Annotated in this window: 14 protein-coding genes and 1 tRNA gene; 10 read left to right on the top strand and 5 right to left on the bottom strand. The window is 71.8% G+C overall.

The features are described 5' to 3' along the window. Positions 1-188: 188 nt before the first annotated feature. Entirely contained in the window at positions 189-842 is a 654-nt protein-coding gene (locus tag ACFSC0_RS12475) for a DUF3313 domain-containing protein (protein WP_377283833.1), read from the top strand. An 8-nt stretch (positions 843-850) separates the two neighbouring features. Here the strand turns inward: ACFSC0_RS12475 and ACFSC0_RS12470 are convergent. Continuing rightward, a tRNA-Met gene (locus tag ACFSC0_RS12470) sits at positions 851-927 on the bottom strand. 96 nt (positions 928-1,023) lie between these two features. On the opposite strand from ACFSC0_RS12470, the gene ACFSC0_RS12465 reads away from it, so the two are divergent. From ACFSC0_RS12465 to ACFSC0_RS12455, 3 genes are read left to right on the top strand one after another with little or no spacing between them, the layout of a single operon-like run. After that, a complete protein-coding gene (locus ACFSC0_RS12465; RefSeq protein WP_377283834.1) occupies positions 1,024-2,052 on the top strand; it encodes a glycosyltransferase in 1,029 nt (342 codons plus the stop codon). After that, positions 2,052-3,740, top strand: coding sequence for an asparagine synthase (glutamine-hydrolyzing) (gene asnB / locus ACFSC0_RS12460; RefSeq protein WP_377283835.1), 1,689 nt, complete (start codon positions 2,052-2,054; stop codon positions 3,738-3,740). Before ACFSC0_RS12465 ends, asnB begins: the two co-directional genes overlap by 1 nt. 48 nt (positions 3,741-3,788) lie before the next feature. Continuing rightward, positions 3,789-5,033, top strand: a complete 1,245-nt coding sequence (locus ACFSC0_RS12455; protein ID WP_377283836.1) for a PQQ-dependent sugar dehydrogenase — start codon at positions 3,789-3,791, stop codon at positions 5,031-5,033. A 2-nt stretch (positions 5,034-5,035) separates the two neighbouring features. Here the strand turns inward: ACFSC0_RS12455 and ACFSC0_RS12450 are convergent, their stop codons facing one another. After that, complete coding sequence (locus ACFSC0_RS12450) at positions 5,036-6,076, bottom strand: sensor histidine kinase (protein ID WP_377283837.1); 1,041 nt, start codon at positions 6,074-6,076, stop codon at positions 5,036-5,038. An 82-nt stretch (positions 6,077-6,158) separates the two neighbouring features. Between ACFSC0_RS12450 and ACFSC0_RS12445 the strand changes: the two genes are divergently transcribed. Beyond that, positions 6,159-6,974, top strand: coding sequence for an enoyl-CoA hydratase/isomerase family protein (locus ACFSC0_RS12445; protein WP_377283838.1), 816 nt, complete (start codon positions 6,159-6,161; stop codon positions 6,972-6,974). A gap of 143 nt (positions 6,975-7,117) precedes the next feature. On the opposite strand, the gene ACFSC0_RS12440 is transcribed toward ACFSC0_RS12445, so the two are convergent. Together ACFSC0_RS12440 and ACFSC0_RS12435 are read right to left on the bottom strand one after the other, a co-directional pair. Beyond that, positions 7,118-8,233 (bottom strand): NAD(P)/FAD-dependent oxidoreductase, encoded by a 1,116-nt coding sequence (locus tag ACFSC0_RS12440; RefSeq protein WP_377283839.1) that lies wholly within the window; start codon positions 8,231-8,233, stop codon positions 7,118-7,120. Between the two features lie 34 nt (positions 8,234-8,267). Next, positions 8,268-8,927: a TetR/AcrR family transcriptional regulator gene (locus ACFSC0_RS12435; protein ID WP_377283840.1), complete on the bottom strand. Its 660-nt coding sequence runs from the start codon at positions 8,925-8,927 to the stop codon at positions 8,268-8,270. A gap of 142 nt (positions 8,928-9,069) precedes the next feature. Here ACFSC0_RS12435 and ACFSC0_RS12430 point away from each other — a divergent pair, with 142 nt between their 5' ends. The 5 genes from ACFSC0_RS12430 (at position 9,070) to ACFSC0_RS12410 (ending at position 12,740) form a co-directional block, all read left to right on the top strand. Beyond that, positions 9,070-10,380: a tetratricopeptide repeat protein gene (locus tag ACFSC0_RS12430; protein ID WP_377283841.1), complete on the top strand. Its 1,311-nt coding sequence runs from the start codon at positions 9,070-9,072 to the stop codon at positions 10,378-10,380. A gap of 275 nt (positions 10,381-10,655) precedes the next feature. After that, the gene (locus ACFSC0_RS12425; protein ID WP_377283842.1) at positions 10,656-11,138 is read left to right on the top strand and encodes an ArsI/CadI family heavy metal resistance metalloenzyme; all 483 of its coding nucleotides are present in this window, start codon (positions 10,656-10,658) and stop codon (positions 11,136-11,138) included. A 46-nt stretch (positions 11,139-11,184) separates the two neighbouring features. Beyond that, a complete protein-coding gene (locus tag ACFSC0_RS12420) occupies positions 11,185-11,526 on the top strand; it encodes an ArsR/SmtB family transcription factor (protein WP_377283843.1) in 342 nt (113 codons plus the stop codon). Between the two features lie 3 nt (positions 11,527-11,529). Next, positions 11,530-12,042, top strand: a complete 513-nt coding sequence (locus ACFSC0_RS12415; protein WP_377283844.1) for an arsenate reductase ArsC — start codon at positions 11,530-11,532, stop codon at positions 12,040-12,042. After that, positions 12,039-12,740 carry an aquaporin gene (locus ACFSC0_RS12410; protein ID WP_377283845.1) on the top strand — a complete coding sequence of 234 codons (702 nt, stop codon included), beginning with the start codon at positions 12,039-12,041 and terminating at the stop codon, positions 12,738-12,740. Before ACFSC0_RS12415 ends, ACFSC0_RS12410 begins: the two co-directional genes overlap by 4 nt. On the opposite strand, the gene ACFSC0_RS12405 is transcribed toward ACFSC0_RS12410, so the two are convergent. After that, on the bottom strand, positions 12,724-14,016 hold the full coding sequence (locus tag ACFSC0_RS12405; protein WP_377283846.1) for a dicarboxylate/amino acid:cation symporter: 1,293 nt from the start codon (positions 14,014-14,016) through the stop codon (positions 12,724-12,726). The genes ACFSC0_RS12410 and ACFSC0_RS12405 overlap by 17 nt on opposite strands. Positions 14,017-14,111: the final 95 nt, after the last annotated feature.

The raw sequence follows: 14,111 nt of genomic DNA, 5'->3' as shown, positions 1-14,111 counted from the left end.
GCCGCCGTGTCGAAGGCGCGGATCGCCGCTCCCGAACATCCCGAGGCGCTGTCACGGGGAGACTAGGGAAATCACCCCCCGCAAGTGGGGTGTCGGCCCGAACGACGGGCGGGGGCTTTCCTTCCAGCTTGAGCGGACACGGTCTGCGGGGCCGCCCCGGCTCACGCGCCCTGAACTGGAGACGCCTCATGAAGGCCGCCCTCGCCCTGTGCACCTTGGCTCTCGCGGCGTCGGCGCCGGCGGTCCGTGCGCAGGAGGCGCCGACCGAGCTGCAGTCGGCCTCGAAGCTCACCGAGGACGCGGAGCCGGACTCCTGGTCCTACCGCAACGCCGACGTCGATCTTTCGAAGTACAAGGCCTTCCTGATCGAGCCCACGCTGGTCCACTCGGACCCGACGGCCAGCTGGGGCGGAACGACGCCGCAGCAGCGGGCGGCCTTCGCCGAGATGCTGACGCAGGATCTGCGCAACGAGATCGGCCAGTCCTACCCGTTGGCGAGCAAGCCCGGCCCCGGCGTGGCCACCATGCGCCTCACCCTGCTGGGCGTTACGACCACCCAGCCCGCCGCGGCGGTGGCCTCCCGGGTGACGACCATCGGCATCGCCATGAACGGCGTGAAGAGCCTGCGCGGCAAGCCCGGCAGCTTCACCGGCTCGGCTCACCTCGCATTCGAGCTCACCGACTCCCGCTCGGGCGAGCTTCTGGCGGCCGCCGTGCGCCGCCGCTCGCCCAATGCGCTGAACATCAGCGCCGCCCTCTCGACCGAGAAGACGGTCGCCGCCGTCTCCAAGGATGTCGCCAAATCCGTCCGAGAGGGAATCGACGCGGTTCACGGGCGGTAGGGGATCCGTGGTAGCTGGGGGCGGGATCGAACCGCCGACCTGTGGGTTATGAATCCACCGCTCTAACCATCTGAGCTACCCAGCCACGGGGCCATCCAGGCGAGGGGCGTGTATAGGGATTTCGCCTCCGCGCATCAAGCGCCTCGCGCGCGACGCAAAGCCCGGCTAGGTTCCCGCCTTCATGAGCGTGCTGCACCTGTTGGGAACGGCCGGCGACGGCGGGGCCGAGACCTATTTCGTGGACCTGGTCCGGGCCCTGGCGCGGGGCGGCGTGCCGCAGGCGGCGGCCATCCGCAAGCATCCCGGGCGCCAGGCGGCCCTGGCCGAGGCGGGCGCGCCCTCCACGACCCTGGCGTTCGGCGGCCCCTTCGACCTCTTCACCAAGGGCAAGGTCGCCAAGTTCGCACGGGCCAGGCGGGCGAAGATCGCGCTGGCCTGGATGAACCGCGCCGCGCGGCACACGCCGGCCGGGCCGTGGAAGCGGGTCGGGCGCCTCGGCGGCTACTACAAGCTCAAATACTACAAGGGCTTCGACTTCCTGGTCGCCAACACCGAGGACATCGCCGATTGGATCGTCCGCCAGGGCTGGCCGGCCGGGAAGGTGCGGGTGATCCCCAACTTCGCCGCCGAGCCGCCGGAGGGCCCGCCCGCCGACCGGGCGGCGCTGAAGACGCCGGAAGACGCGCCGCTGCTGCTGGCCCTCGGCCGGCTGCACGAGAACAAGGCGCACGACGTCTCGCTGCGCGCGCTCAGGGCCCTGCCCGGCGCCTACCTGTGGATCGCCGGCGCCGGCCCACTGGAGGCCAAGCTGAAGGCCATGGCCGCGGCGCTGGGCGTCGCCGACCGGGTGCGGTTCCTGGGCTGGCGGGACGATCCGGCCGGGCTCTACCGGGCCGCCGACGTCTGCGTCTTTCCCTCGCGGCACGAACCGCTCGGCAACGTCGTGATCCAGAGCTGGGCCCACGGCCTGCCGGTGGTGGCCGCCGCCAGCCAGGGCCCGGCCGCCCTGATCCGCGACGGCGACGACGGCCTGCTGGTCCCGGTGGACGACGCCGAGGCGCTGGCCGACGCGGTGCGCCGGCTGCTCGACGATCCGCTGCTCAAGATCCGGCTGATCCAGAACGGCCACGAACGGGTGGCGAGCGAGTTCTCCGAGGCCGCCGTCGTGGCCCAGTGGCGGGACCTGTTCGCCGACCTGGGCGGACCCTGATGTGCGGCATCGCCGGCGTCCTCGGCGCCGAGGGGCCGGTCCGGCCGATGATCGAGGCCCTCGCCCACCGCGGGCCCGACGGGGTGCGCTGGGAGCCGGTGGCGAACGGGGTGCTGGCCCACGCGCGCCTCTCCATCATCGACCTGGAGTGCGGCTGGCAGCCGCTGTCCGCGGCCGGCTCGACGGTCATCGGCAACGGCGAGATCTACAACTACCTCGAGCTGGCCGAGGAATTCGGCCTGAAGGGCGAGCTCGCCACCGGCTCGGACTTCGAGCCCCTGCTGCACCTCTACGCCAGGGAGGGCCCGGCGGCCTTTGCGAGGCTGCGCGGCATGTACGCCTTCTGCCTGGTGGGGAACGACGGCCGCACCTGGCTGGTGCGCGACCCGTTCGGCATCAAGCCGCTCTACATGATGGAGAAGGACGGCGCCCTGGCCTTCGCCTCCGAGCCGCGGGCCTTCGTCGCCGCCGGCTGGATCGCGCCGCAGGCCGACCTGGAAGCCGCCGAGGAGCTGGTCGGGCTCAACTACGTCCTGGGGGAGAAGACGCTGCTGTCCGGGGTCAGGCGGCTGCCGCCCGGCGCGATCGTCGAGGTGACCTCGGCGGGGCCCCGGGCGCATGAGCGCCGCCCCCTGCCCGCCTGGGCGCCCGCGCCGGCCGGCGACGAGGCGGGGCTGGTGAAGGCGCTCGATGCGGTGCTGGAGGACTCGGTCAAGGTCCACCAGCGCTCGGACGTGCCCTACGGCCTGTTCCTGTCCGGCGGCGTCGACTCGGCGGCGGTGGCGACGCTGATGGCCAGGCTCAACCAGCGGCCGGTCACCGCCTTCACCTGCGGGTTCGACGCCCCCGGCGCGCGGGACGAACGGGCCCAGGCCGAGAAGGTCGCGCGGGCGCTGGACCTCGACTGGCGCGAGACCCGGTTCGGGGAAGAGGACTTCTGGCGGATCCTGCCGCAGGTCGCCTGGGCGCTGGACGATCCCACCGCCGACTACGCCACCCTGCCCACCTACAAGCTGGCCGAGGCGGCCCGCGGGACGCTCACCGTGGTGCTGACCGGCGAGGGCGGCGACGAGCTGTTCGGCGGCTACGGCCGCTATCGGCGCGCCCTGCGGCCCGGCTGGCTGGGCGGGCGGCCCGCCGAGCCGCGGGAGGCGCGACCGCAGGTGCTGGCGCGCTGGCGGGCGGAGGCCAAGGCGCCGGCGGGGCTTTCCCGCCTGCAGGCCGCGCAGTCCGCCGACATCGCCACCTGGCTGCCCAACGACCTCTTGCTGAAGCTCGACCGCTGCCTGATGGCCCACGGACTGGAGGGGCGCACGCCCTTCCTGGACCCGCAGGTCGCCGCCTTCGCCCTGCCCCTGCCCGACCGCTTCAAGGTGCGCGGCCGCTACGGGAAGTGGCTGCTGCGAAAGTGGCTGGAGCGGGCCTGCCCGGCCGCCGAGCCCTGGGCGCGCAAGCAGGGCTTCACCGTGCCGGTGGACGCCTGGATCGCGCCCAGGGCCGGCGACATCGCCGGCCGGATCGCGGGCGTGAAGGCGGTGCGCGCGCTGCGCAGCGAGGCCGAGGTGAAGGCCGCCTTCGAGGGCTCGGCCGAGCGCTGGCCGCTGTTGTTCTACGCCGTCTGGTCGCTGATCCACCTGGAGGGCGCCGACCCCGCCGAGGCCCTGCGGGCCTGCTGCGGAACCGTCTGACCGGGCGGCCGATATGGAGAGTACGAGAGGGGAGCCATGGAGACTTCGATGCGCCGCCTGATCTTCGCCGGCCTGGCCGCCGGCCTCGCCGCCGCCTGCGGGCCGGGTGACGCCCAGACGCCGGCGACGCCCAAGGCCGCCCAGACGGGCGGTCCGCTGGAGACCCGGCCCGCCAACGCCGACTTCCTCAAGCCGGCCTTCGCCGGGCAGACCCGCGCGCCGGAGATGAAGGCGAACGTCGCCTACGATGTGGTCACCGTCGCCGAGGGGCTGGAGAAGCCCTGGGGCGTCGCCTTCCTGCCGGACGGGCGCATGCTGGTGACCGAAAAGCCCGGCCGCCTGCGGATCGTCGCCGCCGACGGCCAGCTCTCGCCCCCCGTCGCGGGCCTGCCGGCGGTGGACGCCCGCGGCCAGGGCGGCCTGCTGGGCCTGGCGCTGGACCCCGACTTCCGGAACAACGGCCTGATCTACTGGGCCTACGCCGAGGGCCACGAGGGCGGGATGACCAACACCGCGGTGGCGCGCGGGCGGCTGACGGACGGCGCTCAGCCGAGGGTCGAGAACGTCCAGGTCATCTACCGCCAGGCGCCGCAGCTGGCCTCCACCATGCACTACGGCGGCCGGCTGGTGTTCGCCCGCGACGGGACGCTGTTCGTCACCCTCGGCGAGCGGTCGATCCTGCCCGGCCGTCGTCAGGCCCAGCAGATGGACAGCGCGCTGGGCAAGATCGTGCGGATCAATCCAGACGGATCGATCCCGCGCGACAACCCCTTCGTCGACCGCCAGGGCGCCCGTCCGGAGATCTACGCCATCGGGAACCGCAACGTGCAGGCCGCGGCCCTGCACCCTCAGACCGGCAAGCTGTGGGTGGTCGACCACGGGCCGAAGGGCGGCGACGAGATCAACATCATCGAGGCCGGCAAGGACTACGGCTGGCCGACCATCACCTACGGCGTCGAGTACAGCGGCCCGAAGATCGGCGAAGGGATCGCCCAGAAGGAAGGCATGGAGCAGCCCATCTACTACTGGGACCCGGTGATCGCCCCGTCCGGCATGGCCTTCTACCAGGCCGGCCTCTTCCCGGAATGGCGGGGAAGCCTGCTGGTGGGCGGCCTGGGCGGCAAGCACGTGGCGCGCCTGGCCCTCGACGGAGAGCGGGTGATCGGCGAGGAGCGGCTGCTCACCGACCTCGAGGAGCGGATCCGCGACGTGGTCGTGGGGCCGGACGGGGCCGTCTACGTCGCCACCGACAACGCCAAGGGCCGGGTGCTGAAGCTGGTCCCGCGCCGGTAGGCTCAGTTCGGCTCGCGCTCCGGCAACCTCAGCATCGGCAGCTCGCTGGGCTGGGAGAGCGGAACCTGGAGGATGCAGCGCACGCCCTCGGGGCGGAAGTCCACCTCCGCCCGCCCGCCGCTTTCGGCCGCGAAGCTGCGCGCGATGAGGCGTGAGCCGAACCCCTGCCGCGTCGGCCGGCTCACCGGGGGGCCGCCGGATTCTTCCCACAGCACCGTCAGGTGCCGCCCGCCCTCGCTGTCCAGGGCGAAGTTCCAGGTCAGGGTCACCCGCCCTTCCGGCGCGCTGAGGGCGCCGTGCTTGACCGCGTTGGTGGCGAGTTCGTGGAGCACGAGCGACATGGCGACCGCCTGCTGAGGGCTCAGGCGGACGGGCGGCCCGTCGACGGTCAGGGCGGGGCGGTCAGGGCGGACATGGGCCGCCAGGGCCTGGTCCACGATGGCCTGAAGGTCGGCGCCGGCCCAGCTCTCCTCGACCAGCACGTCGTGGGCCTTGGAGAGGGCGATCAGCCGCTGGGTGAAGTCGTCCCGCACCGCCGGGTCCAGGCCCGAGGCGCGCAGGGTCTGCTCGGCGATGGACTGGACGGTCACCAGGGTGTTCCGGATGCGGTGGTTCAGCTCGTGCAGCAACAGCACCCGCTGCTCTTCGGCCAGCCGCGAGCCGGTCTCGTCGCGCAGGATCTTGACCACGCCGGTGAGGTCGCCGGCCTCCAGCCGCATGGCCACGCCGTTGCCCCAGAACCGTTCCCCGTTCTTGCGGATGTGCCACCGGCTGTCCTCGGCCCGACCGTCCGCCAGCGCCTTCTCCATCTCCTGCCGGTGGGCCCCGGCCGCCGCGTCCGGGTGGGTGAAGAGGGTGGCGACGTCCATGCCCGCCGCCTCCTCGGGCGTGTAGCCGAAGATCCGCTCGGCGCCCGGGCTCCAGCTCGTGATCCGCCCGTCCAGGTCGATGGTGCAGATGGCGTAGTCCAAGGCGTTGTCGATGATCTGCGCCGCCAGGCGCGGGTCATAGAGCGACGGACTAGGTCCTTGGTCGTCGGCCATCATTGCGACAACGCCGTTCGGATCGCTTGGTATCCTCGGCCTGGCTCGCGTTAGTCTCGGGTCGAGAATAAGGAGCGGCGCGATGGCCCAGCTGGACCCCTTCGAACACGACTGGCGGCTGATCCGGGTCACACGCCGCGAGGCGGTCGCCGAGGTCGCCCTCGCCCGGCCCGAGGCCCGCAACGCGCTCAGCGTAGAGCTGATCGAGGAACTGACCGAGGTCGCACGGATGCTGCGGCTGCGGACCGACGTGCACGCGGTGATCCTGACCGGGGCGGAGAGCTTCTTCTCGGCCGGCGCGGACCTGCGCGAGCGCACGCGACGGCTGGACGCCGACGGCCTGCTGGAGGGCCGGCGCCTGGTGATGGGCGGGCCGGACATGTGCAAGGCCTGGGACGAGATCGAGGCGGTGACGATCGTCGCCATCGAGGGCTTCTGCATCGGCGGAGCGGCGGCCCTGGCGGTCAGCTGCGACTTCCGCGTGATGGGCCGCTCGGCCAGCCTGCGCCTGCCGGAGGTGCCGCTGGGCATGAACATGAGCTGGCGGGTGTTGCCCCGCATCGTCTCGCTGATGGGCCCGGCCAAGGCCAAGCGGTTCGTGATGTTCGGCGAGGCGCTGGACGGGCCGGCCTGCCTGGATCAGGGCCTGGCCGACGAGGTGGTGGAGGACGGGGCCGCCCTCTCCGCCGCCCGCGCCCTCGCCGACCGCGTCGTCGCTCTGCCGCCGGTGTCGGTGCGGATGACCAAGGAGGCGATCAACGCCATCGCCGGCGCCACCGCCTGGTCGTCCATCTACATGGACCGCGACCAGTACCTGCTGACCAGCCGCTCCGAGGATTACCGCGAGGGGATCCTGGCCTTCCGCGAGAAGCGCAAGCCGAAGTTCACGGGGAACTAGACCTCTCCCCCCGCCCGGCGGGGGGAGAGGGTTGGGTGAGGGGGGCCTCTGCGCCCGCACGTGGTTCCGTCGCTTCGCGCCGGGCGCGGCCGTATGGCCGCGCGCCCCTCACCCTACCCTCTCCCCGCCGTGCGGGGAGAGGTCTAGGAAAGCCCCAGCCGTCCCGCCGCCTCCTCGCCGATCGCCAGCGAGGAGGTCAGCCCGGGGCTCTCGATGCCGAACAGGGTCACGAGCCCTGCGATCCCATGGACGTCCGCGCCGTCGATGCGGAAGTCGGGCTGGGGCTCGCCGGGGCCGTGCAGCTTGGGGCGGATGCCGGCGTAGTCGGGAGCCAGCGCCCCGTCCGGCAGGCCCGGCCAGAACTTGCGGATGTAGGCGTAGAAGCCCTCCGCCGCCTCCGGCTCGACGGCGTAGTCCTCCTCCTCGACATAGACGAGGTCGGGGCCGAACACCGCCTGGCCGCCGAGGTCGCGACGGTAGTGGGTGCCGAGCGCGCCGGGGATCGGCGGCGGATAGATCAGCCGGGCGAACGGCGCCTTGCCCTGCAGGCGGAAGTAGCGGCCTTTGCCGAGGCGGCGGGGCGGGATCCGGTCGGCGGGAAAGCCCTCGATCTGGGCGGCCACGCCCTGCGCCGCCAGCCCCGGCGCGGTGACCAGGTAGCGGACCTTGAGCGTGGTGGGCTCGGCGCCGCCCGCGCGGACCGAAAAGCCGCCGCCCTCCAGCGGCGTCGCGGCCTCGAAGGGCGTCGAGAGCACCACCGCGCCGCCGGCCGCCTCGATCTCCCCCTGCAGGGCCAGCATGTAGCCGTGGCTGTCGAACACCCCGCTCTCGGGCGAGAGCAGGGCCATCTCGCAGTGGAGCTGCGGCTCCAGCGCCAGCGCCTCGGCCCGGGTGAGCTCGACCATCCCCTCCACGTCGTTGACGCGGGCCTGCTCGAGCACCGTCGCGACCCGCTCGACCTCGTCCGGCGTGGTCGCCACCACCAGCTTGCCGCAGCGGTCGAAGGCGACGTTGTGGGCCTCCAGGAAGGCGTAGAGCCGCCGCCGGCCGGCCACGCACAGCCGCGCCTTCAGCGAACCGGTGGCATAGTAGAGCCCGCCGTGGATCACCTCGGAATTGCGCGAGGAGACCCCCTGGCCGATGGCGGCGTCCTGCTCAAGGACGACGACGGTGAGGCCCCTCTGGCTCAGCGCATAGCCGCAGGCGAGGCCGACCGCCCCGGCCCCAACCACCAGGGCGTCGAAATCGAAATCGTTCATCGGTCCTGGGCTTAGACCAGCTTGGCCGAGCCGCCTAGCCGGCGAAGATCAGCCGCACCGACTCCCGATACAGGAGCATCTGGCGGGCGATGCAATCGGCGTCGCGCAGCGCCTTGGCGAAGGTGACGCCGCCGGACGACAGGGTGAGCACCGCGTCGGCCATCGCCAGCAGGTCGACCTCGCGCCGGGGCGGATAGGCCTTGGCGATCTCCTCCAGCCAGCCATGGAAGCGCTGCCGCCAGGCCAGGATCCCCTCGGCGTTCATGCGGACCACCTCGCGATCGAAGGACTGGTCCTGGGCCGTGACCGCGGCGATGAAGCAGCCGGGCATGTTGGTCAGGTGGTCGCGCATGTCGTCGGCGTACAGCTTCAGGAAGATGAGGAAGCTGTGCAGCGGGTCGTCCGACAACTCACGGGCGCGCTCGGAGAGCTCGTCGAGGTAGACGTAGTTGTTCGCCTGGTAGCGCTCCAGCAGCTGGCGGGCGAGGTCGTTCTTGTCCTTGAAGTGGTAGAAGAAGCCGGACTTGGTGATCCCCGCCGCCTCCACCAGCTCCTCGATGGAGGTGGCCGCGAACCCCTTCCGGATGACGGCCTCGTAGGCCAGGTCGAGGATGCGGTCGCGCGTGCGCTCGCCCTTGGAGCGCGGCTCGGACTGCACCGTCGGTACAGTTTTGGTCGCCACGTCGGTCGGCATTGGCCCCGTCCCGGTTGTTTGATGAGCCGCAAGTATCTCAGATAACGGTGAAATCGGGAACCGGCGAAAAGAGACCGCGCGATCACTAGAGGCTGATGCGGCACGGACGTACCCCTCTGTCCCCCAACAGAGGAGAATAACCATGCATCGGAGAGACATTTCCGGGCTGATCGTTTCGGGCGCCAGCGCAGCCGCGGTGGACGCCTACAATGAAGCGGTGGACTGCTTCCACTGCTACGCCGGCCCCGCGCCGGAGCTGATCGAGCAGGCCATCGCCGACAGCCCCGGCTTCACCATGGCCCATGTGCTGAAGGCCTGGATGAACCTGGTGGGGGCGCCGCCGGAAGCGCAGGCGGACGGCTTCGCCGCCTACGAGGCCGCCGTCGCGCTCGGCGGCGACGACCGCGAGAAGGGCCACATCGCCGCCCTGACCGCGCTCGTCGGCGGAGAGATCCAGTGCGCCAGCCGCATCCTGGAGGACGTCGCCATCGAGCATCCGCGCGATGCGCTGGCCCTGCACTTCGGCCAGCTCTGCGACTACTTCACGGGCGATGCGCGGATGATGCGCGACCGGATCGCCCGGGCCCTGCCCTTCTGGTCGGAGAGCCAGCCCGACTACCACGCCGTGCTCGGCTTCGCCGCGTTCGGCCTGGAGGAGGCCGGCTACTACGGCCGCGCCGAGGCCCTCGGCCGCAAGGCCGTGGAGCTGCAGCCCCGCAACGGCTGGGCCCGCCACGCGGTCGCCCACGTGCTGGAGATGCAGGACCGCCGCGCCGACGGGATCGCCTTCATGCGCGAGGACATCCCGAGCTGGACCGAGGAGAGCTTCTTCCAGGTCCACAACTGGTGGCACCTGGGGCTCTTCCACCTGGGCCTCGGCGACGTCCAGGAGGTGCTGAACCTCTGGGACGGCCCGATCTACGGCGAGCCCTCGCAGGTGCTGATGGACATGGTGGACGCCGCCGCCATGCTCTGGCGGCTGCAGCTGGCCGGCGTCGACGTGGGCGCCCGCTGGGGCAAGATCGCCGACGTCTACGAGACCAAGGCCGCGTTCGGCCGCTCGGCCTTCGACGACGCCCACGCCACGATGGCCTTCGTCGGCGCCGGCCGGCGCGAGGGGATCGAGGCGGTGCTGGCGGCCCAGAAGGCGGCCTTGGAAGGCCCGGGCGACAACGCCGAGGCGGTCCGGGTCGTCGGCCTGCCGCTCATCCAGGGCATCCAGGCCTATGGCGAGGGCGACTGGGGCGGCTGTGTCGAGCGGCTTCGCGAGGTGCGCAACCGGGCCTACCGGTTCGGCGGCAGCAACGCCCAGCGTGACCTGATCGACATCACCCTGATCGAGGCCGCCCGCCGGGCCGGCGAGCTCAGCCTGGAACGGGCCCTGCTGGCCGAACGGGCCGCCGCCAAGCCGGACATCCCCGGCGAAGGCCGCGTGCTCAGCCGTGCGGCTTGACGCCAGCCTCCTCCCCGAGCGTCAGCCCAGGCCGGGGGGACAGGTGATCGCCGCCTTGATGGCGGCGGGGCTGATGGCGTCGGCCGTCCTGGTGGGCGGCCCCGCCCCCGCGGGGCCTCAGCCCGGGCCGGGCCCTTACAGCGATCCCCACTGCCGGTCCGGCGCGTGATGCGCCGGGCCGGCTTCCACTTAGGCGCCCATGCGGTTCTCATTTTCGCGCTTGATTGTTCGATATTTCTGGAATATTCGATCTTCAACACGAAAGGAGCTGCCCCATGAAACGCCTGCACCTGCATGTCGCCGTCGAGGACCTCGGCCAGTCGATCCGCTTCTACGAGACCCTGTTCGGCGCCCCGCCCAGCGTGCTCAAGCCCGACTACGCCAAGTGGATGCTCGAAGACCCGCGCGTGAACCTGGCCATCTCGCAGCGGGGCGGCGCCTCGTTCGGGGTGGACCACGTCGGCGTCCAGACCGACACGTCCGAGGAGCTGGCCGAGCTGTCGGCGCGGCTGAAGGCGGCCGGCGAGACGACCTTCGACGAGGCCGGCGCCAACTGCTGCTACGCCAAGAGCGACAAGACCTGGGTGGCGGACCCCTCCGGCCTGAAGTGGGAGACCTTCCACACCTTCGGCGAGATCACGACCTACGGCGAGGACGTGGGGCCGACCCTGAAGGCCGAGGCCGCCGCGTCCGCCTGCTGCGGCGCCCCGGCGGGCGAGCCCGCTCCGGCCAGGTCGTGCGGCTGCGCGGCGGCCTGAAATGCGCGGTTGGCGGCGCCCGGATGATCTCCTAAGTTCCGGAACCATGGAAACGTCGAGCGCCGTCGCCGCCCTCTCCGCCCTGGCCCACCCGGGGCGGCTGGAGGTCTACCGCCTGCTGGTGAGGGCGGGCGATCCCGGCATGGCCGCCGGCGAGATCGCCCGCGCCACCGGCTCCCTGCCCAACACCCTGTCGGCCAACCTCAACATCCTCTCGGGCGCGGGCCTGGTCCGCTCCCGGCGGGAGGGCCGGTCGATCATCTACACCGCCGCCTATGACCGGATGCGCGACCTGCTGGGCTTCCTGATGGAGGACTGCTGCAGCGGCGCGCCGGAGATCTGCGGCCCGGTGGCCGAGATGGCCGCCCGCGCCTGCAAGGCCTGCTGACCCATGACCGAGCGCGTCTACAACGTCCTGTTCCTGTGCACCGGCAACTCGGCGCGCTCCATCCTGGCCGAGGCGCTGATGAACAAGCTGGGCGCCGGCCGGTTCAAGGCCTACTCGGCCGGCTCCTTCCCGAAGGGGGAGGTCAACCCGCACGCCATCCCGCTGGTGGAGAGCCTGGGCTTCCCGGCGAGCGCGTTCCGATCCAAGTCGTGGGACGAGTTCGCCGCCCCAGGCGCGCCGCAACTCGACTTCATCTTCACCGTCTGCGACGACGCGGCCGGCGAGACCTGCCCGGTGTGGCCGGGCCAGCCGGTCACCGCCCATTGGGGCGTGCCCGACCCCGCGGCGGTCCAGGGCAGCCATGCGGAGATCGCCGCCGCCTTCGCCGAGACCTGCCGTCAGCTGGGGACGCGGATACGCCTCTTCCTGGAGCTGCCGCTGGCCTCCATCGACCGGATGTCGCTGCAGAACCGCCTCGCCGAGATCGGCCGACACGCGGACGCGCCGGCCGGATGAGCGACGAGGCCAGCCTCGAGCCGCCGCTCGAGCCGGTCAGCCTGTCGCGGCGGCTCGCCGCCGAGGCGCTGGGGACGGCGATGCTGCTCGCCGTCGTGGTCGGCTCCGGGATCATGGGCGAGCGGCTGGCCGGCGGGAACGACGCCATCGCCCTCATCGCCAACACCCTGGCCACCGGCGCCGGCCTTACGGTCCTGATCGTCGTGTTCGGCCCGCTCTCCGGCGCCCACTTCAATCCTGCAGTGACGCTGGTCTTCGCGCTTCGGCGGGAGATCGGCGCGGGGCTCGCGGCCGCCTACGCCCTGGTCCAGGCGGTCGGCGGGATCGCCGGCGTCTGGGCGGCCCACGCGATGTTCGCCGAGCCGGTGTGGCAAGTGTCGGCCAAGCTGCGCGCCGGCCCGTCGCAGATGTTCTCGGAAGCCGTGGCGACCTTCGGGCTGATCGTCACCATCCTCGGCTGCGTGCGGCTGCGGCCGGCGTTCACGCCCATGGCCGTCGGGCTCTACATCACCGCCGCCTACTGGTTCACCGCCTCGACCTCGTTCGCCAACCCGGCGGTGACCCTGGCCCGCTGCCTGTCGAACACCTTCGCGGGCATCGCGCCCGCCTCCGCGCCGGGCTTCGTCGCCGGCCAGCTCGCCGGCGCCCTGGCCGCAGCGGCGCTGATGGCCTGGCTCCTGCCTACTCGACGGGCTTAGCCCGGTAGGACTCCTCGTCGAGCTCGTTCTCCCACTTGGCGACGGTGACCGCGACGGCCAGGTCGGAGGTGTTGTTGGCCACCGTCCGGGTCATGTCGAGCAGCCGGTCGAAGGGCAGCACGAAGCCCACCACCAGCGCCGTCTGCTCGGCGCTGACGCCGATCGAGCTCAGCACCGCGGCCAGCATGAACAGCGAGGCCGAGGGGATGGGCGCGGTGCCCACCGCCACCAGCACGGTGGTCAGGCCGGCGAGCAGGTACTGGGTGAAGGTCAGGTCGATCCCGAACGCCTGCACCGCGAACATGGTCAGCAGGCCGATGTAGAGGGCCGTCCCGTCCATCGAAACGGTGGTGCCGATCGGCAGGGCGGTGGAGGCCACGGTGTGCGACACGCCGAGGTTCTTCTCCGCCACCCGCATGGAGACCGGCAGCGTGGCGGCCGAGGACGAGGTGGAGAAGGCCACCAGCACGGCGTCCCAGATGTCGCGGAAGAAGGGCCGCGCCGGCAGCCGCGCGACCAGACGGATCAGCCCGCCGTGGGTGAGGATCACCTGCAGGGCGCAGCCGGCCACCAGGGCGACCGCCAGGTAGAAGACGTGGACGAAGACGCTGATCCCTTGCGTGCCCGCCACCCAGGCGATCAGGGCGAAGACGCCGAACGGCGCGACCTCCATCACCACCCGGACGATGAACAGCATCACGTCGACGCCGGCCTCGAACACCTTGCGGAGCGGCTCGCCCTTCTCGCCGATGGCCAGGATGGCGCTGCCGACCATGATCGAGAAGAAGATCACCCCCAGGATGTCGCCGCCGGCCAGGGCCTCGACCGGGTTCAGCGGCACGATGCCCATCAGCTGCTCGGCCACCGTCGGCGGCTCGCCAAGCACGTGCGGTTTGACGCCTTCGAAGACGACGCCTTGGCCGACGCCGATCAGCGCGCCGAGCGCCTGGCCGAGGATCACCGCCACCACGGTCGTGCAGAGGTAGAGGAACAGCGTCTTGCCGCCGATGGACCCCAGGCGGCGCGGATCGCCCATGCCGGTGACGCCGGCGACGATGGAGACGAAGACCAGCGGCACCACCACCATCCGGATCAGCCGGATGAACAGGTCGCCGACCCACTTGATGGACTCGGCTGCATCGCCCAGCAGCGCGCCGGCGATGGCGCCCAGCACCAGAGCCCCGAAGATCCGCTTCCACAGGACGACGTCGAACCAGTAGCGCTGCAGCAGGCTGCGGGCCGGCGGGGCGGCGGTCTCGTCGGCGGGCGTGGCCATGGGCGTCCTTCGCGTGGCGGTTCGCGGCGAGCCTAGGGGCAAGGGCCGCGCCGCGTCGAGGCCTTAAGCTGCGCCTTTGACACGGCAAAGCCCGT

This window comes from Phenylobacterium terrae (assembly GCF_042681205.1).
In the GTDB taxonomy this organism is placed as follows: Bacteria; Pseudomonadota; Alphaproteobacteria; order Caulobacterales; family Caulobacteraceae; genus Phenylobacterium; species Phenylobacterium terrae.
This window is presented reverse-complemented; position numbering and strand designations above follow the sequence as displayed.

Coding starts and splice junctions, on each gene's coding strand:
- ACFSC0_RS12420 (WP_377283843.1), top strand. CDS start 11,185: ATGGAAACGTCGAGCGCCGTCGCCGCCCTCTCCGCCCTGGCCCACCCG.
- ACFSC0_RS12425 (WP_377283842.1), top strand. CDS start 10,656: ATGAAACGCCTGCACCTGCATGTCGCCGTCGAGGACCTCGGCCAGTCG.
- ACFSC0_RS12465 (WP_377283834.1), top strand. CDS start 1,024: ATGAGCGTGCTGCACCTGTTGGGAACGGCCGGCGACGGCGGGGCCGAG.
- asnB (WP_377283835.1), top strand. CDS start 2,052: ATGTGCGGCATCGCCGGCGTCCTCGGCGCCGAGGGGCCGGTCCGGCCG.
- ACFSC0_RS12475 (WP_377283833.1), top strand. CDS start 189: ATGAAGGCCGCCCTCGCCCTGTGCACCTTGGCTCTCGCGGCGTCGGCG.
- ACFSC0_RS12405 (WP_377283846.1), bottom strand. CDS start 14,016: ATGGCCACGCCCGCCGACGAGACCGCCGCCCCGCCGGCCCGCAGCCTG.
- ACFSC0_RS12430 (WP_377283841.1), top strand. CDS start 9,070: ATGCATCGGAGAGACATTTCCGGGCTGATCGTTTCGGGCGCCAGCGCA.
- ACFSC0_RS12415 (WP_377283844.1), top strand. CDS start 11,530: ATGACCGAGCGCGTCTACAACGTCCTGTTCCTGTGCACCGGCAACTCG.
- ACFSC0_RS12435 (WP_377283840.1), bottom strand. CDS start 8,927: ATGCCGACCGACGTGGCGACCAAAACTGTACCGACGGTGCAGTCCGAG.
- ACFSC0_RS12455 (WP_377283836.1), top strand. CDS start 3,789: ATGCGCCGCCTGATCTTCGCCGGCCTGGCCGCCGGCCTCGCCGCCGCC.
- ACFSC0_RS12410 (WP_377283845.1), top strand. CDS start 12,039: ATGAGCGACGAGGCCAGCCTCGAGCCGCCGCTCGAGCCGGTCAGCCTG.
- ACFSC0_RS12445 (WP_377283838.1), top strand. CDS start 6,159: ATGGCCCAGCTGGACCCCTTCGAACACGACTGGCGGCTGATCCGGGTC.
- ACFSC0_RS12450 (WP_377283837.1), bottom strand. CDS start 6,076: ATGGCCGACGACCAAGGACCTAGTCCGTCGCTCTATGACCCGCGCCTG.
- ACFSC0_RS12440 (WP_377283839.1), bottom strand. CDS start 8,233: ATGAACGATTTCGATTTCGACGCCCTGGTGGTTGGGGCCGGGGCGGTC.